General features: G+C 74.7%; 21 protein-coding genes. 15 read left to right on the top strand and 6 right to left on the bottom strand.

Features of this window, described 5'->3' with window-relative positions:
• Positions 1-37 precede the first annotated feature (37 nt).
• The 4 genes from rosag_RS21770 to rosag_RS21755 are packed head-to-tail and all read left to right on the top strand — an operon-like array spanning position 38 to position 3,396.
• Complete coding sequence (locus rosag_RS21770; RefSeq protein WP_284352285.1) at positions 38-643, top strand: hypothetical protein; 606 nt, start codon at positions 38-40, stop codon at positions 641-643.
• Positions 643-1,263 (top strand): hypothetical protein, encoded by a 621-nt coding sequence (locus rosag_RS21765; RefSeq protein WP_284352284.1) that lies wholly within the window; start codon positions 643-645, stop codon positions 1,261-1,263. The genes rosag_RS21770 and rosag_RS21765 overlap by 1 nt, the downstream gene beginning before the upstream one ends.
• Positions 1,264-1,283: 20 nt before the next feature.
• On the top strand, positions 1,284-1,835 hold the full coding sequence (locus tag rosag_RS21760; RefSeq protein WP_284352283.1) for a QcrA and Rieske domain-containing protein: 552 nt from the start codon (positions 1,284-1,286) through the stop codon (positions 1,833-1,835).
• A 52-nt stretch (positions 1,836-1,887) separates the two neighbouring features.
• Complete coding sequence (locus rosag_RS21755; protein WP_284352282.1) at positions 1,888-3,396, top strand: nicotinate phosphoribosyltransferase; 1,509 nt, start codon at positions 1,888-1,890, stop codon at positions 3,394-3,396.
• A gap of 25 nt (positions 3,397-3,421) precedes the next feature.
• On the opposite strand, the gene rosag_RS21750 is transcribed toward rosag_RS21755, so the two are convergent.
• Entirely contained in the window at positions 3,422-5,692 is a 2,271-nt protein-coding gene (locus rosag_RS21750) for an FUSC family protein (RefSeq protein ID WP_284352281.1), read from the bottom strand.
• Positions 5,693-5,794: 102 nt separating this feature from the next.
• On the opposite strand from rosag_RS21750, the gene rosag_RS21745 reads away from it, so the two are divergent.
• The 9 genes from rosag_RS21745 to rosag_RS21705 all read left to right on the top strand — a co-directional run bounded on the left by rosag_RS21745 (position 5,795) and on the right by rosag_RS21705 (position 12,740).
• Positions 5,795-6,508 carry a ZIP family metal transporter gene (locus rosag_RS21745; protein WP_284352280.1) on the top strand — a complete coding sequence of 238 codons (714 nt, stop codon included), beginning with the start codon at positions 5,795-5,797 and terminating at the stop codon, positions 6,506-6,508.
• 2 nt (positions 6,509-6,510) lie between these two features.
• Positions 6,511-7,242 (top strand): ZIP family metal transporter, encoded by a 732-nt coding sequence (locus rosag_RS21740; RefSeq protein WP_425607532.1) that lies wholly within the window; start codon positions 6,511-6,513, stop codon positions 7,240-7,242.
• Positions 7,243-7,541: 299 nt separating this feature from the next.
• On the top strand, positions 7,542-7,988 hold the full coding sequence (locus tag rosag_RS21735) for a cupin domain-containing protein (RefSeq protein WP_284352278.1): 447 nt from the start codon (positions 7,542-7,544) through the stop codon (positions 7,986-7,988).
• A gap of 320 nt (positions 7,989-8,308) precedes the next feature.
• A complete protein-coding gene (locus rosag_RS21730; protein WP_284352277.1) occupies positions 8,309-9,175 on the top strand; it encodes a hypothetical protein in 867 nt (288 codons plus the stop codon).
• A gap of 134 nt (positions 9,176-9,309) precedes the next feature.
• A complete protein-coding gene (locus tag rosag_RS21725) occupies positions 9,310-9,498 on the top strand; it encodes a hypothetical protein (protein WP_284352276.1) in 189 nt (62 codons plus the stop codon).
• Positions 9,499-9,595: 97 nt separating this feature from the next.
• Positions 9,596-10,903 carry a serine hydrolase domain-containing protein gene (locus rosag_RS21720; RefSeq protein ID WP_284352275.1) on the top strand — a complete coding sequence of 436 codons (1,308 nt, stop codon included), beginning with the start codon at positions 9,596-9,598 and terminating at the stop codon, positions 10,901-10,903.
• Positions 10,904-11,084: 181 nt separating this feature from the next.
• Complete coding sequence (locus tag rosag_RS21715) at positions 11,085-11,297, top strand: cold shock domain-containing protein (protein ID WP_284352274.1); 213 nt, start codon at positions 11,085-11,087, stop codon at positions 11,295-11,297.
• Between the two features lie 170 nt (positions 11,298-11,467).
• Positions 11,468-11,962 carry a hypothetical protein gene (locus rosag_RS21710; RefSeq protein WP_284352273.1) on the top strand — a complete coding sequence of 165 codons (495 nt, stop codon included), beginning with the start codon at positions 11,468-11,470 and terminating at the stop codon, positions 11,960-11,962.
• Positions 11,963-12,185: 223 nt separating this feature from the next.
• Positions 12,186-12,740, top strand: coding sequence for an HNH endonuclease (locus rosag_RS21705; RefSeq protein ID WP_284352272.1), 555 nt, complete (start codon positions 12,186-12,188; stop codon positions 12,738-12,740).
• On the opposite strand, the gene rosag_RS21700 is transcribed toward rosag_RS21705, so the two are convergent.
• Positions 12,728-13,219, bottom strand: coding sequence for a GbsR/MarR family transcriptional regulator (locus tag rosag_RS21700; RefSeq protein WP_284352271.1), 492 nt, complete (start codon positions 13,217-13,219; stop codon positions 12,728-12,730). The two genes, rosag_RS21705 and rosag_RS21700, sit on opposite strands and share 13 nt — an antisense overlap.
• Before the next feature lie 105 nt (positions 13,220-13,324).
• Here rosag_RS21700 and rosag_RS21695 point away from each other — a divergent pair, with 105 nt between their 5' ends.
• A complete protein-coding gene (locus tag rosag_RS21695; RefSeq protein WP_284352270.1) occupies positions 13,325-14,137 on the top strand; it encodes a DUF3108 domain-containing protein in 813 nt (270 codons plus the stop codon).
• 255 nt (positions 14,138-14,392) lie between these two features.
• On the opposite strand, the gene rosag_RS21690 is transcribed toward rosag_RS21695, so the two are convergent.
• The 3 genes from rosag_RS21690 to rosag_RS21680 all read right to left on the bottom strand — a co-directional run bounded on the left by rosag_RS21690 (position 14,393) and on the right by rosag_RS21680 (position 20,778).
• Positions 14,393-16,957, bottom strand: a complete 2,565-nt coding sequence (locus tag rosag_RS21690; RefSeq protein WP_284352269.1) for a zinc-dependent metalloprotease — start codon at positions 16,955-16,957, stop codon at positions 14,393-14,395.
• Between the two features lie 125 nt (positions 16,958-17,082).
• Positions 17,083-19,557: an MEDS domain-containing protein gene (locus rosag_RS21685; protein WP_284352268.1), complete on the bottom strand. Its 2,475-nt coding sequence runs from the start codon at positions 19,555-19,557 to the stop codon at positions 17,083-17,085.
• A 54-nt stretch (positions 19,558-19,611) separates the two neighbouring features.
• Entirely contained in the window at positions 19,612-20,778 is a 1,167-nt protein-coding gene (locus rosag_RS21680; protein WP_284352267.1) for a PQQ-dependent sugar dehydrogenase, read from the bottom strand.
• A 142-nt stretch (positions 20,779-20,920) separates the two neighbouring features.
• On the opposite strand from rosag_RS21680, the gene rosag_RS21675 reads away from it, so the two are divergent.
• Entirely contained in the window at positions 20,921-22,252 is a 1,332-nt protein-coding gene (locus tag rosag_RS21675) for a cation:proton antiporter (protein WP_284352266.1), read from the top strand.
• Between the two features lie 18 nt (positions 22,253-22,270).
• Here rosag_RS21675 and rosag_RS21670 read toward each other — a convergent pair whose 3' ends face one another.
• A complete protein-coding gene (locus tag rosag_RS21670) occupies positions 22,271-24,556 on the bottom strand; it encodes a protein kinase domain-containing protein (protein WP_284352265.1) in 2,286 nt (761 codons plus the stop codon).
• Positions 24,557-24,617 lie beyond the last annotated feature (61 nt).

The following is a 24,617-nucleotide window of genomic DNA, read 5'->3' as shown; positions in this document are numbered from 1 at the left end:
GCCCGCCGCGCCACCGCCGCTCCTCCGACCCGCGTCCATGCCCTCTCCGTTCTGGCTCGCCGCCGCCGCGGCCGCCCTGTCCGGCGACTCCACGCCGCGTCCCGCGCCGCTCGTCTTCCCCGCGCCGGCCGCCGCCACGGTGCCCGCGCTGCCGGCCGACACCGTGCGCCGCCCGCGCGCGGTGGAGGTGAGCGAGGGCTACGAGACGCGCCTCCGGCTGCACCGCTGGGGGAGCTACGCGATCCTGCCGCTGTTCGCGGGCCAGTACCTGATGGGCGACCGCCTGTTCGACCAGAAGTCGGACATCTACGCCGGCCGCCGCCTGCAGCCGGTGGACGCGGGCCTGCGGCGCAACCACGCGATCGTCGCCGGCGCGGTCGGCACGGTGTTCGTCGCCAACACGGTCACGGGCGTGTGGAACCTGCTGGAGTCGCGCGGCGTCGCCGAAGGGCGCACGCGTCGGCTGCTGCACGGCCTCACGATGCTGGGCGCCGAGGCGGGCTTCGTCGCCACGGGCGTCCTCGGCACGCGCGCGAAGGACGGCAACATGGGCGACGCGCGCCTGCACCGGAACGTGGCGCTCGGCTCCGTCGCGGTGTCGACGGCCAGCGTGATCGGCATGTGGATCTTCAACCGCCATTGATGCGCACGCGTGCACCGCGCGCGGCGGCGATCGCGCTGCTCGCGCTCACCGCGCGACAGGCCGCGGCGCAGCACACGGCCGCCGGTGGCGGTGGCTTCGTCGCGCGGCTGGCCGAGCTGATGGCGCCGTGGCAGTCGCTCTACGCCGACTCCGCCGCCGTCTCGAGCGCGGTGCTGTTCGCGCACCTGGGCGCGCTGCTCCTGGGCGGCGGGATCGCCGTGGCCGCGGACCGCACCACGCTGCGCCTCGGCGTGCCGCAGGCCGGCGACGACGACGCGCTCGGCGCCGACCGCGTGCGGCATGCGCGGGAGCTCGCCACCCTGCACCGCCCCGTCGTCGCCGCGCTGCTGGTGATGCTCGGCAGCGGCGTGATGCTGCTGCTTGCCGACGTCGAGGGCCTCGTCGCGTCGCCGGTGCTCTACGTCAAGATCGTGCTGGTCGCGCTGCTGCTGGCCAACGGCGCGCGCCTCGCAGCCGCGGAGCGGGCCGTCAACGCCGCGCCGGCGGGCGACGCGACGACCGTGGTGGACGGGTGGCGCCGGTTGCGCGCGGCCTCCATCGCCAGTCTCGTGCTGTGGGTCGCGACCGTGCTCGCCGGCGTCGTGCTCTCCAACGTCTGACCCGAATCATCTCCCGATCGATGTCGTCCTCGCCCTCGAAGAGCGCCGCGAACGCGCCCGACGCCTGCACGGCCTGCGATGCCGCGCCCGACGCCATCGGCGCCGACCGCCGCGCGTTCCTGCGCCACGCGGCCGCCGCCGCGGGCGCCGCGCTCGTGGCGCTCGGCACCTCGCCGCTGGAGGCGTTCGCGCTGCCGCTCGCCTTCACGTCGCCCGTGCGCCGCGACGGCGAGACGCGCACCTATCCCGTGCCCGCCGCCGACGGCGCGGAGATCGACCGCGACAACGAGGTGATCGTCGTGCGCTGGCAGGGCGCGGTGTACGCGTTCAACCTCGCCTGCCCGCACCAGAACACCGCGCTGCGCTGGCTCGCCGCCGACCGGCGGTTCCAGTGTCCCAAGCACAAGTCCAAGTACCAGCCCGACGGCACCTTCATCGAGGGGCGCGCGACGCGCGGCATGGACCGCTTCGCCGTGCGGCGCGATCCGGGCGGCGTGCTGGTGGACCTCTCGACGCTGCACAAGCAGGACGCCGACCCGCAGGGCTGGGCCGCCGCGGCCGTCCGGCTCTGACCGCCGACCGCCGCGCCCGCCGCCCGGCACGCGGCGTGCGCCGGGCGGGCGCGTGACCACTCCGCCCCTGCCCGGCGCCGATCCGGCGCACTCCGCGCTCCTCACCGACCTCTATCAGCTCACGATGGCGCTCGGCTACTGGCGGAGTGGCCGGGCCGAGCGCGAGGCGGCGTTCCACCTGTACTTCCGCACGGCGCCGTTCGGCGGCGGCTACGCGGTGGCGTGCGGCATCGAGCCGGCGCTGGCGTACCTCGAGGCGCTGCGCTTCGACGACGCGGACCTGACCTACCTCGCGTCGCTGCACGGCGCCGACGGCACGACGCTCTTCCCGCCCGACTTCCTCGACGCGCTGTCGAAGCTGCGGCTGACGCTCGACGTCGACGTCGTGCCCGAGGGCACGGTGGTGTTCCCGACGGAGCCGCTCGTGCGCGTGCGCGGGCCGCTGCTGCAGGCGCAGCTCGTCGAGACGGCGCTGCTGGTGCACGTGGGCTTCCCGACGCTGGTCGCCACGAAGGCGGCGCGGCTGTGCCTCGCGGCCGGCGGCGATCCGGTGGTGGAGTTCGGGCTGCGGCGCGCGCAGGGGCCCGACGGTGGGCTGTCCGCGACGCGCGCGTCGTACGTCGGCGGCTGCGCGGCGACGTCGCACGTGCTCGCGGGGCAGCGCTTCGGCATTCCCGTGCGCGGCACGCACGCGCACAGCTGGGTGATGGCGTTCGACGACGAGCGCCAGGCGTTCGACGCGTACGCGCGCGCGCTGCCGAACAACGTCGTGCTCCTCGTCGACACGTACGACACGCTCGACGGCGTGCGCAACGCGATCACCACGGGGCTGCGCCTGCGCGCGGAAGGCCACCGGCTCGACGCGATCCGCCTCGACTCGGGCGACCTCGCGTACCTGAGCCGCCAGGCGCGCCGGATGCTCGACGAGGCTGGATTGACCGACGTTGCCATCATGGCGACGAACGATCTCGACGAGACGGTCATCACGTCGCTGAAGCAGCAGGGCGCGCCGATCACGATCTGGGGCGTCGGGACGCGCCTCGCGACCGCCTATGACCAGCCCGCGCTCGGCGCGGTCTACAAGCTCACCGCGATGCGCGACGACGCGGGCGCGTGGAGCCCGCGCGTGAAGGTCTCGGAGCAGGCGGCGAAGACGACGATCCCCGGCCTGCTGCAGGTGCGGCGCTACCGCGTGCAGGACGGCGATCCGGGCGAGGTGGGCCAGTTCGCGGCCGACATGCTCGTCGACGAGCACGCGCCGCCGCCCGACGGCGACACGGTGATGGTCGACCCGCTCGACCCGACGCGTCGCCGCCGCTTCGCGGCCGGCACGCCGTGGGAGCCGCTGCTCGTGCCCGCGCTGCAGGCGGGGAAGCGCGTGCGCGACGCCGAATCGCTGGATGCGGCGCGCGTCCGCGCGCGATCGCAGCTCGCGGGCTTCCACGGCGGCATCAAGCGCCTCGTGAACCCGCACCGTCATCCCGTCGGGCTGGAGCTCGGCCTGCACGAGCGCCGCACCGCGCTGGTGATGGAGATGCGCGGCGCGCCGGGCGCCGCCTGACGCGGAGCGCGACTCGGCTCAGCGCTCAGGCCGCGTCTCGCGCGTCGGATTCCGCGACCACGAGGCGCGCCGCCGCGCCGTGGAGTCCGAGCACGTGCCGCGCCACGCGCGAGAGCGGTCCCGCCGCGGCCGACACGACGTGGTGCTCCGCGGTGCGGCGCGACGCGCCCGCCGCGCTCGCGACGACGCTCTGATCGGCGGGCGCCGGCGCGCGTCCCGTCCGCACCGCGTCCGCGAGGTCCGCCAGCATCGCGTCGATCGCGACCGCGCGCTCCGCGAGCGCGGCCGGCGGCGCGCCCACGTGCGGCGGCAGCGCGGCGAGCCCCGTGCACGCGACGCCAACGCGGCGCACCTCGGCCAGCATCGTCAGCAGCGCCTCGGCGTCGTGGCGCTGCACGCGCGGCTCCGCCAGCCAGCGCTCCAGCGCCGCATCGGCCATGTTCGCGGCGAGCCCCATGCGACGCCGCGCGCGTGCGTGCGTCGCGCCGCCGGCGATCTCCGGCAGCAGCCCCGCCGACCGCGCCGCGGCGTCGAAGCTCTCGCGCACGCGGTCCATCAGCACGCCGAGCGTGGTCGGGATCCCCTGCGACTCGAACGTCGGCCAGAGCAGCCGGCTCGCCAGCACGGCCAGCACGCCACCGGTGACCGTGTCGACGATGCGCACGCCCGCCAGCCGCCAGTCGCCGAGCGCGGGCTCCGCCAGCAGCACGAACAGCGGCGTGAGGAAGAACGTGAAGAGCGCGTAGTCGATGCGCCGCACCGCGACCGCCGCCACCGCGAGCACGAACATCGCCGCCGCGAGCGCGAGCTGGTCGCGCACCACGGCCGCCAGCACCGCCGCGACCACGCCGCCGAGCACCGTGCCGCCGACGCGCGCGGCGCCGCGCTGCCACGTCGCGCCCGCGTACGGCTGCAGCACGAGCAGCACGGTGGTCGTCATCCACTGCGCGCGCGCGACGTGGAACGTCCCGCCCAGCAGCTGCGCCGCGGCCACCGTCAGGGCCAGGCGCGCCGCATGGCGCCGCGTGACGAGGTCCGGATGGGCGAGCATGCGCACGCCGCTCGCCACGGTGCTCGCGGCACGGCGGAGCACGTCCATCGGCGCCCACGCGCGCGACGGCCGCGCGGCGTCCGAGTCGTCGTTCCCGGCGAGCATCGCGGCCACCGTGTCGGAGGTCGCGTCCACCAGCGTCGCGACCTGCTCCAGCAGCGCGGCGGCGTGCCCCACGCGCTCGCCCAGCGGGCGGGCGGGCGTCGCGCCGGGCAGCGGATCCACCAGCTGCCAGAGCGCGACCACCGCGCCGTCGAGCGCCGGGAGCCCGGCTGGCCGCTTTCCAGAGCGACGGCTCGTCGCGATCGACGCGGCCAGCCCGTCCAGCGCCTCGGGCAAGCGGCGCAGCACCGTCGCGATGGCCTCGCGCACCGTGTCGTCCACCTCGGGCGCGTGCGACACCGCCTCCACCGCGCCCTCGGCGCCCACCAGCGCCGCGAACAGCTCGTCGATCTGCTCCAGCAGGATCGCGAGGTCCTCGGCCGCGCGACTCGTCGCCAGGCGCGTGCGGCGCGTCTGCGCGAGCGTGACGCGCGCCTCCTCCAGCGCGGCGCGCACCGGCGCGTGCCGCGTGCGGGCGAGCGTCCCGAACGGCGTGCGCGGATCGGTGGGCGCGTGCGCGTCGTGCGGCGCGCGCACCGCGGCGTGGAAGGCGTCGCGCAACCCGCGCGCGAGGGCCGACAGCGCGTGCACCGCCGCGGTCGCGGACTCGCGCACGGGCGCGTACGGGCGCACCGGCCACACGACGAGCGCCAGCACCATCGCCGACAGTCCGCCCGCGGCCAGCAGCGCGGCGCGGAGCCAGGCCTCGCGCGCGTCGGCCGCGGGCGTCGCCAGCGCCGCCACGAACGTCGCGGCGAACATGGTCCCCAACGCCGCGCCCGCGTCGCCGCCCACGCGCATCAGCCCACCCATGCCCGCCCAGACGGCGATCAGCACGAGCGCCAGCGTCCGGTGCCCGCCCGCGAGCGAGGCGACGGCACAGGTGAGCGCGCCGCCCACGATGAAAGCCGCCATGCTGCGCGCCCGCGTCCGGTACGCGCCGCCCGCATCGGCGAGCGACGTCAGCCACCCGCCGAGCGCGGCCCAGATCAGCAGCGGCTGGCGGAGGAGCGCGGCGAGGACGATCGGGACCACGGTGGCTGTGGCCGCGCGGAGCCCGGCCAGCAGCGCCACGGCGGGCACGTGGGCGCGCTCCAGGCGCGGCACGGCGGTCGGCGGAACGAAGCGGGAGAGGGCGGACACGAGCGCATTGTAATCCGGTCCCGCCGTCGGGTGCGGCGCACCGCGGGGCGTCCCGGCATGGCGGGGCTCCTGACGGCCGGGTAAGCTGCACCCGCCCCGACCATGCCCGCCCGCCTGCCCGAACTCCTCCTGCTCTCCTCCGCCGCCGTCGGCGCGGCGGGGCTCGGCGCCGCCGTGGGCGCCCGCCGCGGCGGGCTGTCGTCGGCCGCGCTCGGGTGGGCGGGCGCCTCCGCGGCCGGGCTGATGCTGGGCGTCGCCTACGCGCTCGTCGCGCCGAGCGTGGCGCGGGCCCCGTGGGCGACCGCGGCCGGCGCGGCGCTCGCCTGCACCCTGCTCTGGCTCCCCGAGCTCCGCTCGGTCGACGCGCTGCCGGACGCGCGTGGCGCCCTCCGCGCGAGCGCCCGGCATTCGGCGGCCGAGGGCGTGGCCATCGGCGCCGCGGTCGCGCTGGGGACGAGCTTCGGCCTCGTGCTCGCGCTCACGCTCGTCGTCCACAACGTCTCCGAGGGCGCGGTGCTGGGCGCCGCGCTGCGCGCGGATGGGCGCGGTGGCGCGGCCGCGGCGCGGGCGGCGACCGTCGCGCGCGTGGGCCAGGTGCTGTTCGCGATCGCGACGACGACGCTCGTCGCGCTGCTGCCGACGGCGCTGCCGTGGGCGCTGGGCGCGGGCTTCGGCGCGCTCGTCTACCTGCTGTTCGCGGAGCTGCTGCCGGGCAGCTATGCCGTCGTCGGCCGCACCGGCATCGCGATCGTCGTCAGCCTGGGACTCGGCATCGTCGCGCTGCTGGGCGGCGGCGCGCGGGGCGTCGCGCCGTGAGCATCGACGCCGACGTCGTCCGCGTCTTCCTCTACGCGCTGGCGACCGCGATCTCGACGGGCCTGGGCGCGCTCCCCTTCCTCGCCGTGCGCGACCTCTCGCCCCGCGCGATGGCGACCGCGAACGCGATCGCCGCGGGGCTGATGCTCGGCGCCAGCATCGGGCTGCTGGCGGAGGGCGAGCAGCGGAGCGCGGGCGCGACGTTCGTCGGCGCGCTGCTGGGCGTCGCGTTCGTGCTGCTCACGCAGCGGCTGATGGGCGACCGCGAGCCGGAGTTCGGCGCGCTGCGCGGCGCGGGCGCGCGGCGCGTGCTGCTCGTGCTCGTGGTGATGACCGTGCACTCGTTCGCCGAGGGCGTCGCGGTGGGCGTGTCGTTCGGCGGCGGCGCGGCGCTCGCGACGGCCATCACGATCGCCATCGCGGTGCACAACATCCCCGAGGGCCTGGCGATCAGCGCGGTGCTGCGCGCACAGGGCGCGTCGGTGCCCGCGTGCGCGGCGTGGAGCGTCTTCTCGTCGCTGCCGCAGCCGCTGATGGCGGTGCCCGCGTACCTGTTCGTGCACCGGTTCGCGTCGGTGCTTCCCTACGGCCTGGGCTTCGCGGCGGGCGCGATGGTGTTCCTCGTGCTCGAGGAGCTGCTGCCCGAGGCGTACGCGCACGCGCGCGCCACGCACATCGCGGTCATCACGGGGCTGACGACGACGGCGATGCTCCTCTTCCAGCAGATTCTCTAGAGCTGCGTGCTGCGTGCTGCGTGCTGCGTGAGAGGCGTCATGAGCGCCCGTTCACGCAGCACGCAGCGCGTCTCCCGAACATGGGTTGGACAACCCACGACGACACGCGGTTGGGGGCGTAGGCTACGGCTGTCGCCCGCGCATCGACGCCGCGGGCGGGCCGCGCGCCGGGCTCCCCGTGCTGCGCGCCGACTGCGTCGTGAAGGCCATATCCCATGCGCATCCTCGGTCCCGACGACGCCCCGCGCGGGCGCGCCCCGTCCCGTACCCGCCTGTTGCCGGCGGGCGGCGGGGAGACCGTGCACGTCCTGGTCGATTCCGCGACCCAGAAGGTCGGCGTGGAGGACAGCGCCGGCACCCTCTCGGTCGTCGAGGTCGCGCTCTCGCCCGGCGGCGGGGTGCCCGACCACCTGCACGCGCGCGACGACGAGACGATCTACGTGCTCGAAGGCTCGCTCGACGTCCGCGTCGGCGACGAGCGCCTCTCCCTCGGCGTCGGCGGCTGCGCGTTCGCGCCGCGCGGGACGCTGCACGGCTTCGGCAACCCGGGCTTCGCGATCGCGCGGCTGCTGCTCATCTCGTCCCCGGCCGTCACGCCGGAGCGCGCGTTCCTGGAGCTGGCGGCCGGCTTCGCGGTGGGGACGAACACCGGGCGCGTGTCGCCCGCGGGCGCCGCGGCGGGCGCGCTCGCGACCGCGTTCCGCGCGCTTGCCGCGTCGCGCGACGTGACGCTCGACGAGGTCTGAGGGCCGCGACGTCCGGGTTCCACGTCGTACCCGCCGCGCGACGCGAAGGCGTCCTCGCGCGCGGACAGTCGGCGCGCGGCGAGAGATCGCCGCGCGCCGTCGTCGTTGCATGCATCTCGTTGTCGGATCGACGGTTGACCGCCGGCGTCACCGCGCCGTACGCGCGGCCGGCCGCCGGGCACCGCCGATGCCCTCTCGGTGGGCGGACGCAGGGCCGCGCGGTGCGAATGCACCGCCAACGACCCCGCGCCGTCTCCCCGCATCGTGCGACGCGCCGAGCGGCGGGACGAGTCGGTTCGCGTCGTGCCGGAGAGGCAACCATGTCCAAGATTCGTTCGACCCGCGGCGTGGCCGCCGCGCTCGCGGTGACCCTGATGGCCGGCGCGTCGCCCGCCGCCGCGCAGCAGCAGCGCAACCTGTTCACGTGGAACGGCCGCGTCGATCGCGAGGTGCTGATCGTCATGCGCGGCGATGACATCTCGACTCGCTTCTCGAACGACGAGCGTGGCCGCGAGCGCGCGCGCGTGCAGGGCGTGCTGCCGCGCGCCGAGGGCGTGGTGACGGTGCGCCTGAACGACGGGCGCGGCGACGTGGACGTCGTGCAGCAGCCCTCGGCGCGCAACGACTACACGACCATCGTCCGCATCCGCGACGAGCGCTCGGGCGACGACCGCTACGGCGTGACCGCGTTCTGGAGCCCGACGAGCTACGGCGACGCGCGCCGCAACGACCGCGACGATCGCGGCGGGTGGGGCCGCGTGGGCAACGGGCGTGGCAACGGGCGTGGCAACGGGCGCGACGACGACCGCTGGGACGACCGCGGGCGCGGCAACAACGGGCGCGGCAGCGGCGGCTGGGGCAACAACGGCGGCTACGGCGACTCGCGCTACGGCGCGGGCGCGCTGCAGTGGCGCGGCGCGGTGGACGACCTGGTCGAAATCCGCGTGCAGGGCTCGCGCGTGGACTACGTGACGCGCAGCGGCGCGACGGTGCGCGACGTCCAGACGCGCGTCAGCGGCAACGGGCTCCCCGACCGCGACGTCACGGTGACGATCCGCAACAGCCAGGGCCGCGGCGACGTGTGGGTCGCCGAGCAGCCGAGCGCGCGCAACGGCTACACCGCGATCATCCGCGTGAAGGACGGGCAGAGCGGGTACGGCTACTACGACTTCCAGGCCATCTGGTGAGTCCGGCCCGGCGCGTCGGCCCACGGCCGACGCGCCGGAACGCGACGTGCCGCGAGGCCGCGTGTCGCCCATCGGGCACACGCGGCCTCGCGCGTTCACGGGATCCTGCGCGGCCTTCCGACCGTTCACCGGCGATGACCTCCGCCATCCCTCCGGGCTCCGGCCCGCCCGGCCGACAGTTGCGCGGCGGGATCCTGCTCGCCGTCGTCGTCGTGCTCCTCGTGCTCGTCGTCGCCTGGTGGTGGGCGTTCGCGGGCGAGGGGCGGGCGCGCTTCCGCAGCGGCGAGCCGACCCCGGCCGACGCGAACGCGCCCGCGACGTGAGCGACGGGCGCGCGTCGAGCGCCGGCGCGCGCTGGTGCGTAGCGTAGGGTCCGCGCCGCGCGCCCGCGTGGTGCCGCCCTTCGCCTCCGCCCCGCGCATGTCCCTCCTTCGCTTCCTGTCCCGTCGCGTCCTCGGCGTCGCGCTCGCCGCGGCGCCGCTGCTCGCGCCGTGCGTCGCCGCCAGCGCGCAGCGTCCGGCCGCCCGCGCCACCGCGCGCGACGCCTACTGGCCCGAGCCCGGTCCGCGCTGGGCGCATCGCACGCCCGCCCAGGTCGGGATCGACTCCGCGGGCCTCGCCGCGGCGATCGCGTTCGCCATCGCCAGCGAGGCCAAGGCGCCGCGCAACCTCGAGGTCGCGCACTACCAGACGTTCGGACGCGAGCCGTTCGGCCAGGCGGTGGGCCCGTTCGCCGAGCGCGGCGATCCGTCGGGTGTGGTCCTGCGGCACGGCTACATCGTCGCCGAGTGGGGCGATCCCGAGCGCGTCGACATGACCTTCAGCGTCACCAAGAGCTTCCTCTCGTCGACGGTCGGCGTTGCGTTCGACCGCGGCATGATCCGCGACCTGAACGACCGCGTGCGCGAGTACGTGGGGCCCGTGATGACCGTCGGCGTCGCCGGGTCGCCCACCGACCGCCGCGCCGAGCGGATGGGGACGAGCGAGCTGCTGCGCCCGTTCGACTCGCCGCACAACCGCACCATCACCTGGGACCACCTGCTGCGGCAGACCAGCGACTGGGAGGGCACGCTGTGGGGGAAGCCGGAGTGGGCGGACCGCCCCACCGGCACGCCCGCGGAGTGGACGACGCGCGCCCGCAAGGCGCCCGGCAGCACGTACGAGTACAACGACGTGCGCGTGAACGCGCTCGCGCTCGCGGCCACGTCGGTGTGGCGCCGCCCGCTCCCGGAGGTGCTGCGCGAGCACGTGATGGATCCGATCGGCGCGTCGCCGACGTGGCGCTGGTTCGGCTACGACGACGCGTGGATCGTGGTCGACGGACAGGCGATCCAGTCCGTGTCGGGCGGCGGGCACTGGGGCGGCGGGATGTTCATCAGCGCGCACGACCTGGCGCGCTTCGGCCACCTGACGCTGCGGCGCGGCCGCTGGCGCGACCGGCAGATCCTCTCCGACGCGTGGGTGACGCGCGCCCTGACGCCGACGCCCGCGCAGACGGACTACGGCTTCATGAACTGGTTCCTCAACACCGACCGCAAGCGGTGGCCGAGCGCCCCCGCGAACGCGTTCGCGCACCTGGGGAACGGCACGAACGTCGTGTACGTCGACCCGGACCGCGATCTCGTGGCGGTCGTGCGGTGGATCGAGAACGGGGCGGTCGACGGCTTCCTGCAGCGGCTGCTGGCGGCCGTGGACGGTGCGCGCACGGCGTCGGCGTCGGGGCGCTGAGCGGCGCGGAGCGGCGAAACCTCGGAAGCACCGCATGTTTCTGGCCGCGGCGTTGCGGCTGGGTCGGGAACGGATTAGGTTCCGAGTGCGACAGATGCGCGCCGCGCATACACCGCAAAGGGGAAGGGCCCTCGCTCTCGTGAGGGCCCTTTTCTCGTCCTTACATCAAAGAGTCAATCGCATGCGTACGACCGGCACCGTGAAGTGGTTCAACGACGCCAAGGGCTTCGGTTTCATCACGCCCGAGAACGGCCAGAAGGACTGCTTCGTGCACCATTCGGCCATTCAGGCCCAGGGCTTCAAGTCGCTCGCCGAGGGCGAGCGCGTCGAGTTCGACATCGTGCAGGGCCAGAAGGGTCCGGCGGCGGAGAACGTCGTCAAGCTCGGCCGCTGACGCCGGTGCGCCTGCACACCTCGTGTGCAGGCGCACCCGTCTCGAGGGCCGGCCCGACGACCGTCCGGCCGGCCCCGCTCGTTTGTGGTAACGCCGCTCGCGCCCGCGCGTGACCGGCAGGCCCGCGTCGCGCGGCGGCGCGCCCGAACGCCCAGTGGGAGATTGAAAACATGGACATGGACGACGAGACGAGCGGCGCCCGGTGGCCCGACCGTCAGGACTGGCCCACCAGCCGGCAGCGCATGGGCGCCCAGCAGGCCGCGAGCAAGCTGCTCGACGCGCTGGCCCCCGAGCGTCCGCCCGCACGACGTGACGAGCCGGCCTCGCAGGTGCTGCGCGTCCGGTCGCCGCGGGGCTGCGTGCTCCAGGGCGCCCGCACGGCGGTCAGCGTCTCCTGGTTCCCGCCCCTGCCCAGCGACGCCGCCCTCGGCGAGCTGCAGGTGATCGGCTGGCGCGGGGTCGTCTCGCGTCCCGGCCAGGGCCGCCAGGCCCCCGGCAGCGCCGAAGCCGTCAGCACCGAGGTGCTGGTTCCCGTGGAGAACGGGGTCGGCGACGCGTGGCTCTGGCAGTCGGCCGACGGCAAGCAGTACGACGTCTCGGCGCTCACCGAGCGCTGCAACGAGCTCCTCGCCGATCCGGGCCAGCTCCCGGCGCGCGCGAGCTGAGCACACCGGGAGCGGTGGCACGCGGTCCGCGCCCTGCGCTCCGGGGTACGATCTCAGACGCCGGAAGCGCCTCGGAGGGGCGGCCCGCTGGTGGGCCGCCCCTCCTCGCGTATAGAGTGCACGGGTCCGCGGACCAGGCCGCCCGAAACGGGAAGGCCGGTCCCGCCGTCCTTCCGGCGTACGCCCGGCCCATCGCAGGGCCGGCTCACCCGAAGAACCGTTTGTGAAGGCTCCAGCTCCGACCCGCACGCGCGCCGCGCGTGCCACCCCAGACCGCGCCGCCAAGACGCCCGCCAAGGCGGCATCGACGGCGGCCCCCGCCGCTCCCCGCTCCCGCCCGCGCCGCGGGCGCAAGCGCTCCGGTGGCGGCGCTCCCGCCGAGGAGACCGTCCGCCTCACGTCGCTGCCGACGGGCCGCCGCGCCTACGTCGACACGCGCGAGTGGCTGCTCGACCGCTACGGCCCCAAGTGCGCCTACTGCGGCGAGCGGGTGATCGCGGACGACATCACGCTCGACCACGTGACGCCGCGCCGCGGGCTCACGGCTTACGACCGGCGCGACAACCTCGTGCTCGCCTGCCGTCCCTGCAACGCGAAGAAGGCCGATCAGCCGATCCTCGCGTTCCTGCTGGCGCGGCGCGAGCGCGCGTACACGCTGCTGCGCTACGGCATGCACCTCAGCCCGATGCTGGTGGACCTCGCCCGCGAGATCGCCGGGCCCGAGGCCGCCGCGCGCGCCGAGCGGCTGGCGGACCCGGACTACCCCTACGCGGACTGACCGGCGGCGGCCGCTCCCACGAGGACGCGGCCGCGCCAGCGCTCGAGCACCTCGCTCGTCGCCAGCATCACGTCGCGGTAGAGCGCCGCCATGTCCTCCAGGCGCTCCTGCACGGCCGGATCCTGCCCGGGCAGCCGGCGCGCGTCGTCGAGCAGCGCCAGGAACTGCCGGATCGCCGTCAGCCGGTGCTCCAGCGAGCGCTCGGGCGACTCGGCCGCCATCTGGTAGTAGTCGCGGCGGTCGCCGGGCCGGCCCACGCGCTCCAGGACCCCCTGCTCCACCAGTCGCCGCGCGTCGGTGCTGACGCTGGCGCGGCTCACGCCCAGCCGCTCGGCGATCGCGTCGAGGGCCAGCGGCTCGGGGGACACGAGGAGGAGGCCGAGGATGCGGCCGGCGATGCGCGGGAGCCCGTCGCGCTCACACAGGCAGCCGGCGCGCTCGACGAATGCGGAGAGACAGTCAGGACCACGAGAAGCCATGGCGGGATTCTAGAGCGTTCGCTATATTCAGTCAAGACTGAACGCACTGAACACACGGCACGTGTCGCGCCCCGGCGCGCGGTGCCTTTCGCCACAGGTGGCTCCATGCCGCGCGTCCGCCCCACCCTCCTCACGCTCGCCACGCTGACCGCCGCCCTCGGCGCCGTCGCCGGGCGTCCGGCCGCCGGCCAGGCGCTGGCCGCGCAGCCGTTGACGGCCGTCGCGCCCGTGTCGGCCGACGCCGATGCGGCGGCGCGCCCGTTCGCGCCGGGCGAGCAGCTCAAGTACGACGTCCGCTTCGGCCCCATCAAGGCCGGCACGGGCAGCATGGAGGTGCGCGGCGTGGAGACGGTGCGCGGGCGTCCCGCGTACCACACGGTGTTCACCGTGAAGGGCGGCATCCCCGGCTTCCGCGTCCACGACGTCTTCGAGAGCTGGTTCGCGCGCGACGACCTCGCGTCGCTCCGCTTCCACAAGGACCAGGACGAGGGGCCGAAGGAGCGCGTGTCGCGCTTCGAGATCTTCCCCGAGCGCCGCACGTACGACGACCTGCACGACGACCGCGGCGAGCTGCCGTCGGCCGCGCGCCCGCTCGACGACGGGTCGTTCCTGTACTACATCCGCACCGTGCCGCTGGTCGTGGGGCAGACGTACCGCTTCGAGCAGTACTTCAAGCCGGACCGCAACCCGGTGACGATCAAGGTGCTGCGCCGCGAGCGCGTGACGGTGCCCGCCGGGACGTTCGACGCCGTGGTCGTGCAGCCGTCGATCAAGACCAACGGCATCTTCTCCGAGGGCGGCAAGGCCGAGGTGTGGATCTCCGACGACGATCGCCGGATCATCCTGCAGCTCAAGTCGAAGCTCTCGTTCGGATCGCTGAACCTGTACCTGACGTCGCACACGCCGGGCACGCGCTGATCGCCGCGTCGGCCCAAGCTGCAAAGGGCATTTGCAAGGATAAGATCGGATAAGGTCTGATAACGACGGATGGCTCCGGTGGACCGCGAGATCCCTCGCTGCCACACGGAGCCATCCGCTTTTATCCGATCTGATCAGATTTCATCCTTGCTGCTGTTGCAGTTCGGGCCCGACACGCCGATCGGTTGCCCGAGACGACGACGCCCCCGCGGCCAGTGGCCGCGGGGGCGTCGTCGTCTTCGAAGCGTCCGCGACTCAGCCCTTCGGGTCGAGGATGTTGTCGATGCGCTGCACCGCGCCCTGGAAGTGCAGCTTGGTGGCGCGGTCCGTCGTGCGCGGGATCGCGCGCTGCAGGTCCGCCTTCAGCGTCGTCAGCGTGCCACGCAGGTGCGACTTCGCGTCGTCCGACAGCGGCGCCGGCGGCGTGAAGCCCGGGAAGTTCGGCTGCTGCTGCCCCCCGGCCGGCGTCGCCGGCGGGTTCAGCTTGCGGTCGATGGTCGCGAGCATGTCGCTCTGCAGCTCGCGGCGGTACGCGTCCGCGTTCGGGCTGCCGGCGTACGCCTCGCTCCACACGCCGCGGCGCACGTCGTCGAGCATCGACGCCAGCGAGTACGCGCGGTCGCCGTTGATCGCCTCCTGCTCCAGCAGGCGGTTCAGCCGCTGATCGTCGAGCACCGCGTTCAGGACGCGCGACTGCGCGCCGTTGATGCGCGTGATCATCCCGTTGGCCTCGATGCGGGCACCGACCTCGGGGTCGATCAGGAACGTCGGCGTGCGGAAGACGTTCTCGTTCAGGAAGCGCACGGCCTCCGCCTGGCGCGCGCGCGAGAGCGGCGCGTACACGGGGCCGGGCTGCTCGCCGACCTTGTACTGCACCGTGCCGCCGGCGATCATCGTCGCCACGTGCCCGGCCTCGGTCGCCCACTGGTTGACGGTGCGGTTGTACAGCTCGCGCAGGTCGCTGTTGTCCTCGAGCGGGAGGCGCGTCGCGTCGGCCAGGTAGCCCATCACCCGGCGCAGGTTCTTGTAGCCGAGCGTGGTCGACTTCACCGGGTCGGCGTCACCCACCGCCTCGGACAGCGTGCCGAAGCCGCCGAACTCGTTGTTGGCCGAGAAGCGGTACCACGGGATGGTGTCCTGCATCCGCGCCCAGCGGTTCAGCGTCGGGCGCTCCGCCTCGGTGCTGGTCGCGCCCGGGATCGGCTTGTAGCCCCACATGATCGCGAACCGGTCGTACGGCCCGACCCGCGGGATGATGTACTGCAGCGGGATGTTGTCCTCGGGCTGCGCGACGTAGTTGTAGCGCGAGTAGTCCATGATCGACGGGCTGTGGCCCATCTTCGCCACCCACGTCGCGCTGCGCACGCTGTCCGGGTGGTAGGTCGAGCTGCCGATCTGGTCGTGCTGCAGGCCGAGCGTGTGCCCGATCTCGTGCGCGACGACGAACTGCAGCAGGCGCCCGGAGAGCGAGTCGGGCATCGGCAGCTTGCGCGCGCGCGGGTCGATCGCCGCCGCCTGGGTGAAGTACCAGGAGCGGTTGAGGTTCATCACGTTGTGGAACATGCGCACCGACCCGTTGAGGATCTCACCGGTGCGCGGGTCGTGCACGTTCGGGCCGACGGCGTTCTCCGTCGTCGACGGGAGCCAGCGGATCATCGTGTGACGGACGTCCTCGGGGCTCCAGTCCGGATCGTTCGCGGGCGCCTCGGCCGCGACGATGCCGTTCTTGAAGCCCGCCGCCTCGAACGCCGGCTGCCACTCCTCGATGCCCGCCTTCACCCACTTCTTGAGCCACTCGGGAGTCGCCGGATCGACGTAGTACGTGATCGGCTGCTTCGGGTAGCACAGGTCGCCCTCGCGGCGGTCGCTGCACTCCAGGCGGTAGCGCGTGATGAAGCGCCTGCGCACCGAGCGCGGCTCGTTCGTCCCGAAGTCGACCGTCTGGTCGGAGAAGTAGCCGACGCGCTCGTCGAAGCGGCGCGGCATCATCGGGTTCTCGGGGAGCTTCACGAGCGACCAGTGCGCGAGCACCGACTGCGCCGGACGGGCCGCGCCGGCCGCGCCGCCGCCACCACCGCCGCCCTGCCCGGGGGTCGCCGCGGGCACGCCCGTCTGCGTCGCCTCGATCTCGACGTTGTTCGGGAAGGCGACCACGCGCTCGATGTAGGAGCGCTGCGGGTCGATGGTGCCGCGGATCGCCGCGATCTCGGGGACCGCGGTCGTGAACAGGCGCGTCACGTCGACGACCGGCGCGCTGTCGGGACCGAACGCCTCGACGTTGAGGACCGCGATGATCGGCGCGTAGTTCGACGCGCGCACCGCGGCGTACACCGACAGGGTGGTGTCGGCCGAGATGTCGTACTGCGGGGAGCGGACGATGACGCGGTTCCCCTGCCGGTCGAAGCGCAGCGACTGCTCGCCGAACTGGTCGCCGCCGTAGGCGCCGAAGCCGCCGCCCGGGAGGTTCGGGTTGGCCGCGGGCGCGGCCGCATAGCGGCCGATGAGGTACATGTCCTTCCCGAGCTCGCGCCGCGGGATCTCGAACAGCAGCCGCTCGTTCTGGCGGTGCGTGACGAAGAGGCCGCGCCGGGTCTGCGTGCCCGGGGTGATGACGCGCGCGTAGGGGCGCGGGCCGGCGGTGGCGCCGGTGCGCTGGGTCGAGTCGCCCGAGGCGCCGGGCGCACCCGCGGCCGGGCCGGCGGTCGGGGCGCCGGCATTCGGGCCCCGCGCCGGCGTGGGCGCGTTCGTGGCGGGCGTCGTCGCCGGGCGCGCGCAGGCGCTGACGACGAGCGCCGCCAGGACGGGAGCTGCTCGCTTCATATCGTAGGGATGGGACAGTAGGGAATCGCGCGGGCGCACGGCGCCCCGGGTCGTCCAGCCGACCCGTGCCTCAATGACGCGGCTCCCCTCCGGAACGCTGGGCCGTGGGCCGGCGTGCCCGGCGCTCAGCCCCCCGGCGCGGCGTCCCTCGCGCGCAGCGCGCCCCCCACCAGGCGCTCCAGCGTCCGCAGGTCGTAGGGCTTGGGCAGCAGCGGGCGCTCGCCAAGCGTGGGCAGCGTGGCCCCGCCGGGCGCCTCGGCATCGCCGTAGCCGCTGGTGAAGAGCACGGGCAGGCCGGGGCACCGCTCCTGGAGCCGGTGCGCCGTCTCCTGCCCCCCCGCCTCGGGCATCGTGAAGTCGACGATCGCGAGGGCGGGTGGGGCGTCGCCGGCATCGAGCGCGGCGAGCGCCTCGCTCGCGCCGCCGGCCTGCACGACGTCGTAGCGCAGGCGCCCGAGCAGCCGCGCGAGCGTGCCGCGCACGGCGGGATCGTCGTCCACCACGAGGATGCGCGGCTGCGGCACCGCCGCCGGCGCGCCGCTCGCCGCCACCGCGCCGGCGCGCTCCGCCTCCGCGCCCGACGGCGCCGCCGGCAGCCAGACGCGCACGGTCGTGCCCTGCCCCTGCGTGCTGGTCACCGCCAGCGCGCCGCCGTGCGCGCGCACGATCCCGAGCGTCGCCGCGAGCCCGAGCCCGCGGCCGCTGCGCTTGGTCGTGAAGAAGGGCTCGAACATCCGCGCGCGCACCTCGCGCGACATGCCGACGCCCGTGTCGCTGACCTCGAGGCGGACGCACGGCCCTGCGGGCAGCGGACCGCCGCCGGTGGCGCACACCTTCGCCAGCCGCGCCGCCTCGCGCTCGTCGAGCGTGTGCTCGCGCACGCGCACCGTCACGGTGCCGCCGTCGGGATTGAGCGCCTCCGCGGCGTTCGTGACGAGATTCATCAGCACCTGCGTCAGCTGCGCGCGGTCGCCCGCCACCATCCCGCCGCGTGGCACGTCCAGTCGCAGCGTGCCGCCGGCCGGCATGGCGGTGCGCAGGAGCGCGCCCACCTCCACCGCGAGCGCCGACAGGTCGAGCGCGCGCACGACGTACGACGCGTGGCCCGCGTACGCGAGCAGCTGCCGCGACAGGTCGGCGGAGCGTCGGCCCGCGAGCAGGATCTCGTCCACCAGCACGCGCTCGCCGGTGCCCTCCGGCAGCGCGAACTGCAGCATGTCGGCGTTGCCGAGGATGCTCGTGAGCAGGTTGTTGAAGTCGTGCGCGATGCCGCCCGCGAGCACGCCCAGCGTCTCCAGGCGTTGCGTCTCCAGCAGCCGCGCGTCTAGCGCGCGCCGCTCGGTCTCGGCCGCACGCTGCGCGGTCACGTCCAGCAGCGTGCCGTGCAGCATCGGTGGCTGCTGCGTGCTCGCGGGCGTGGACGCGACGCGGAACTCGCAGATGCGCACCGTGCCGTCGGCGTGTCGGATGCGCACGTCGTCGGCCGCGGGCGCGCTGGTGCCGGCGATCGCGGCGGCCGCCGCACGGCGCAGCATCGCGCGCACGGCCGCGACGTCCTCCTCGTGCACCGCCGCCATCAGCCGCTCCACCGACGGCGCGCCCGCCTCGGGCGACAGGCCGAGGAGCTTCCACAGCTCGTCCGACCACTCGGTGACGCCCGTGGCGGGGATCACCGACCACGAGCCGACGCGCGCGACGCGCTGCGCCTCGAGCAGGAGCCGACGGCTGCGCTGCAGCTCGCGCTCCACGCGCCGTTGCTCGGCCAGCGCGGCGCGCAGCTGCTGCTCCAGCCGCCGCCGTTCCGCCACCTCCGCCACGAGCACGCGCGTCTGGCGTCGCAGCGCGTCGCGCTCCCGCTCGGCCTCGGAGGCGTCGTCCACGTCGTCCGCGTCGTCCGGCGTCTCGCCGTCGGCCGGATGCGCGACCGCGAGCGGCAGCGGCGTGGGAAGGGGCGGCGCGGGCGGCGCCATCGTGCGACGCGTGGGCATGACGTGCGTGTGGCAGCCGCACACCGCCTGGTGGTGCGCGGTGCCCGCGAGCCCGTAGAACGGTCCCATCGCGTAGCCGCACAGCAGCGCGAAGTGGTACGTGGTCGCGAGCTCGTTCCACAGCGCCTCGAGCCGCAGCGCCGCGAGCATCTCGCCACGCTGCCAGAGGACGTCCACCATCTCGCCATACGCGCGCACGGTCGCGCCGCGCCGGCGCAGCTCCGCGCGCTCCAGCAGCGGGCCGAGCTCCGCGCGGAAGCGGTCCTCGTTGGGCTGCCCGCCGTCCATGATGCGCCCGAGCATCGCGTCGGCGTCGCACCACGTGAGCAGCCCCGCGCCGCGCGCCTGCTCGACGTCCACGCCCTTCGCGCGCAGCCGGCGCACGAACGCCCGCCGATGCGTCGCGGTCGCGATCACGAGCACCGGCTCCTCGGCGACCACGCCGTCGGCCACGAAGTCGGCGACCGCCGCGGCGAGGAACGCCTCGTTCTCGTAGAACTGGACCGAGTGGCCGGGTCCCTCGGGGACGCGCTCGCGCGGATCGCCATGCTCCGATGGCGAGCTGCCGACGGACGCGCCGCCGGGCACCAGGTGCAGGTCTACGGACCGCATGGGCAGGCCAGGTGCAGGTGAGGCAGTGCAGCGCCGCGCGCCGGTCCCACGATGCTATGGCGCGGGCTCGACCCGCAACAGCGAACCTTCGGACGCGTCCGTCAGGAGATAGAGGTTGCCGTCGGGGCCGTTCTTCACCGCGCGGATGCGCGAGCGGCCCTCCAGCAGCGTCTCCTGATGCACCGCGCGGTCGCCCTCGACCACGACGCGGCGCAGCTGCTGCCCCGCGAGCGCGCCCGCGAACAGGTGCCCGCGCCACCGCGGGAAGCGGTCGCCGGCGTAGATCGCGAGCCCCGACGGGGCGATGGACGGCGTCCAGTGCAGCACGGGCTGCTCCATGCCCGGCAGGGCCGAGTCGGGGCTGATGCGCGCGCCGGAGTAGTCGACGCCGTGCGTGATGCGCGGCCAGCCGTAGTTGCGCCCCGCGCGCACGTGGTTCACCTCGTCGCCGCCGCGCGCGCCGTGCTCGGTCTCCCACAGCTCGCCCGTCACGGGATGCAGCGTCATCCCCTGCGGGTTGCGGTGCCCGTAGCTGAAGATCTCGGGGCGCGCGTCGGTGCGGCCGACGAATGGATTGTCGCGCGGGATGCGCCCGTCGTCGTGCAGCCGCAGGATCTTCCCCTTGTCGGACGCGAGGTCCTGCGCCGGATACTTCTCGTTGCGCTCCCCGACCCCGAAGTAGACCATCCCGGCGCGGTCGAAGACGATACGCGACCCGAAGTGCTGCCCGCCGCGGCCCCACGCCTCGGCCACGAAGACGTCCTGCACGTCGACGAGGCGGCTGCCGTCCCAGCGCCCCCGCGCGAGCGCCGTCGTGCTGCCGCGCGGTCCCGGCTTGGAGTAGGTGAGATAGACCAGCCGGTTCCGCGCGAAGCCGGGGTGCAGCTCGACGTCGAGCAGCCCGCCCTGCCCCGACGAGGCGACCTCCAGCTCGGCCACCGGCTCCGGCTGCAGGACGCCCGCGCGCACCAGCCGCAGGCGCCCGCGCTTCTCGGTGATCAGCAGGTCGCCGCCCGGCAGGAAGGTCAGCCCCCACGGGCTGCGGAGCCCGTCGACGACCGTCGTGACGCGCACGCGGTGCTCCTGGGTGTCGAGCACCTGGACCCGCGGCGGCGTGCGCCGCCACATGAAGGCGGCGGTCCCCAGCACGGCGGCGGCGATGCCCACGGCGAGTCGGCGGCGCGACGGACGCGGTCGGGCGAACGGCGGTCGGTGGGGCATGAAGGACCGGGAGGGTAGGACGGCAGGTGGCCCGAATGTACGCCCGGCGAGCAAATCCGCACCCGCAATCGTACGGAGGCGTACACACGGTCCCATCCGTGCATTGGGGAGCGCCCATGAGCGCGCCGTCCGTCCCCGCCGCATGAAGGTCGGGATCTGGTTCACGCTGGTCGGGCTGCTGCTGGTGGTCACGGCCACCGTCGGCTCGGCCGTGCGCCGGCTGCCGCTCACCACCACCCTGCTCTACCTGGCCACCGGTGCGGCCCTCGGCCCGCTGGGGCTCGGGCTGATCCAGCTCGACGCGCTGCGCGACGCGGTCTGGCTGGAGCGGCTGACGGAGGTCGCGGTGCTGGTCTCGCTCTTCGCCGCGGGGCTCAAGCTGCGGACGGCGCTCTCGGACGACCGGTGGCACGCGCCCGTGCGGCTGGCGACGCTGGTGATGGCGCTGACCATCGGCCTGGCGACGGTCGCCGGCGTGTACCTGCTGCAGCTCCCGCTCGGGGCCGCGGTGCTGCTCGGAGCGATCCTGGCGCCCACCGATCCCGTGCTCGCGAGCGACGTGCAGGTGGGCCACGCGGCCGACAGCGACCGGCTGCGCTTCGCGCTGACCGGCGAGGCGGCCCTCAACGACGGCACGGCGTTCCCCTTCGTGATGCTCGGCCTCGGGCTGCTGGGGGCGCACGATCTGGGCGCGTTCGGCTGGCGGTGGCTGGCGGTGGACGTGCTGTGGGCCGGCGCGGCCGGCCTGGCGACCGGGTGGGGGCTGGGCTGGGCGATCAGCCGCCTCGTGCTCTGGCTGCGGCGCGAGAAGCGCGAGGCGCTCGGCCTCGACGACCTGCTGGCCCTCGGGCTGATCGCGCTCGCGTACGGCGCCGCGCTGCTGGTGAAGGGGTACGGCTTCCTCGCGGTGTTCGCGGCGGGGTTCGCGCTGCGGCGCGAGGAGCGCCGCGCGACCGAGGAGCTCACCGGCGCCGATGCGCCGCCCGACGTGCACGCCGCCGCCCTGACCGCGGAGGCCGACGAGATCGCGACCGCGCCCGACACGGCGCCCGCCTACATGGCGGAGGCCGCGCTCGGCTTCACGGAGCAGCTGGAGCGCGTGGCCGAGGTGGCCGTCGTGGTGATCGTGGGCGGGCTGCTGTCGACGCGCACGCTGTCGATGGAGGCGTGGTGGTTCGCGCCGCTGCTGTTCCTCGTGATCCGCCCGCTCGCGGTGCGCCTCGGCGCGCCGATGCGCGGCGCGCCGGCGCTCCAGCGGCGCCTCACGATGTGGTTCGGCATCCGCGGCATCGGCTCGATCTACTACCTCGCCTACGCGGCGGAGCACGGGCTGCCCGAGTCGCTCGCGGAGCGGCTGGTGAGCATCGTGCTCGCGACGGTCACGGCGTCCGTCGTCGTGCACGGCATCTCGGTGACGCCGCTCATGCGCCGCTACGAGGAGCGCGTCGCGCAGCCTGCACCGAACCGCGGCTGACGCGCGGCGGACGCGCGCCTACGCGTCGCGCAGCCGCATGCGCGTGAGCAGCGCGTCGAAGCGCGGGTGGCCGCGCATCGGGTCCATGATCGGGTTCACGCGCAGGTAGGCGAGCCAGCCGCGGCGCGCCTCCAGCGCGCGCTCCGTCCAGTCGAGCGCGGGCTCCACCTCGCCGAGCCCGAGGTGGACGGTGGCGAAGGCGACGGGCGAGACGTACCCCTGCTCGGCCTGCGCCGTCAGCTCGGCGAGGATCGCGCGCGCCTCCGCCGTGCGCCCGCCGCGCGCCAGCGCGTAGGCGAGCGTGCCGCGCGTGTAGCTCCCCGCCTCCGGCATCGCCGCGGCCTCCTCCAGCACGCGCGTCGCCTCGTCGGGGTTGCCCTCGATCGCGAGCACGAGGCCGAGCGTGCGGTAGTTCTCCTCGGCGTTGGGATCCATCGCGATCGCACGGTCCAGGTGGTAGCGCGAGTCGGCGTAGCGGCGCGCGTAGTAGTACGCCCAGCCGAGCGAGCGCCGCGCCGACACGGAGCCGCCGTCCAGCTCCACGGCGGTGTGGCCCTCGACCAGTGCCTCGTCCAGCGCGCCGCGCGACGCGAGCGCGAACGCGTACCACTGGTGCGCGGTGGCGTAGCGCGGGTCGCACTCGATCGCGCGGCGGAACTCGCGCCCCGCCTCGTCCCACGCCCAGTCGTACGCGAACAGGCTCCAGGCGAGCGACGTGTGTGCCTCGGCCAGCGTGTCGTCGAGCGCGATGGCGCGCCGCGCGTAGTCCTTGGCCTTCGCGAAGCCGTCGTGCACGGGGATACTGCGGTAGTCGACCTCCAGCGCGTAGCAGTCCGCAAGCCCCGTGTACGCCAGCGCGTACGTCGGGTCCTCGGCGATCGCCTGCTCGAAGTAGCGGATGCCGGCGGCGACGCCCTCCCGCGTGCGCCGGTTCCACTCGTAGCGGCCGCGCAGGTAGAGGCGATACGCGGTCGCGCTCTCGGTGTGGCGGCGCACCGGCGGCGCGGCGAGGTCGGCGAAGGACGTCGCGCGCAGCGTGCCGACGATCGTGCGCGCGATCTCGTCCTGGATCTCGAACACGTCGGCCACGCGCCGATCGTAGCGCTGCGACCAGAGCAGCCGCCCGTCGTCGGTCGAGGTGAGCTGCGCGGTGATGCGCAGCTGGTGCCCCGCGCGCCGCACCGTGCCCTCCAGCACCACGGAGCAGTCGAGCAGCGCGCCGATCGCGCGCACGTCCTGCGGCTTCCCCTTGAGCGCGAAGACCGACGTGCGCGACGCGACGCGGAGCCCGTCCACCTTGGCCAGCGCGTCGATCAGCTCGTCCGTGATGCCGTCGCTGAGGTACTCGTTCTCGGGATCGGGGCTCGCGTTGACGAAGGGCAGCACCGCGAGGCTGCGCGTGGCACCGGCGTAGCCGCGCGGTCGCGCCATGGGCTCGGCCTGCAGCGACGCCTGCAGCGACGCCTGCAGCGACGCCGCGAAGTCGGCGGTGGACGCGAAGCGACGGTCCGGATCCTTGGCCAGCGCGCGCACGATCGCGGCCTCGACGCCCGACGGCACCTCGGGGCGCAGCGCGCGCAGCGGGCGCGGCTCCTCGGTGACCTGCCGCGCCATGATGGTGCGCGGGGCCGCGCCGCTGAACGGCGGCTCGCCGGCCAGCATCTCGTAGAGCACGCACGCGAGGCCGTAGACGTCGCTCCGAGCGTCCAGACGCGACTCGCCGCTGGCCTGCTCGGGGCTCATGTACTCGGGAGTGCCGATCGCGAGCCCCGCCGCCGTCACCGGCTCGGCGTCGTCGTCGCACGTCGCGCGCGCGATGCCGAAGTCCGCGAGCAGCGCGTGCCCGTCGGCGAACAGCACGTTCTCGGGCTTCACGTCGCGGTGCACGAAGCCCGCGCGGTGCGCGAAGTCGAGCGCCGCCGCGACGTCCACCGTGATGCGCACCGCCTCCGCGACCGGGAGCGTGCGGTCGCGCCGCAGCCGCTCGCGCAGCGAGCCGCCCTCGACGTAGGCGGAGACGTAGTAGACCATCCCCTCCCACTCGCCCGAGTCGATGAGCGGCACGAGCAGCGGGTGCGACAGCCGCGCGGCGATGCCGATCTCGCGCAGGAAGCGCTCGGCGCCCAGCGCGAAGCCGAGGTCGGCGCGCAGGACCTTCACGGCGACCGGGCGGCCGTACTTCACCTCGTCGGCCAGGTAGACGGTCGCCATGCCGCCGTGCCCGAGCTCGCGCACGATGCGGTAGCGGTCTGCCAGCAGCGCGCCGGCGCGAAGCGGCGGGACCGGCGTCGAGGGCGGTTGCACGCCCTGAAGATGCCTCGTCGACGGCGCCCCGCAACGCCGCGTAGATTGCGGACGTCCCCGC

The organism is Roseisolibacter agri (assembly GCF_030159095.1).
Taxonomy (GTDB): Bacteria; Gemmatimonadota; Gemmatimonadetes; order Gemmatimonadales; family Gemmatimonadaceae; genus Roseisolibacter; species Roseisolibacter agri.
This window is presented reverse-complemented; position numbering and strand designations above follow the sequence as displayed.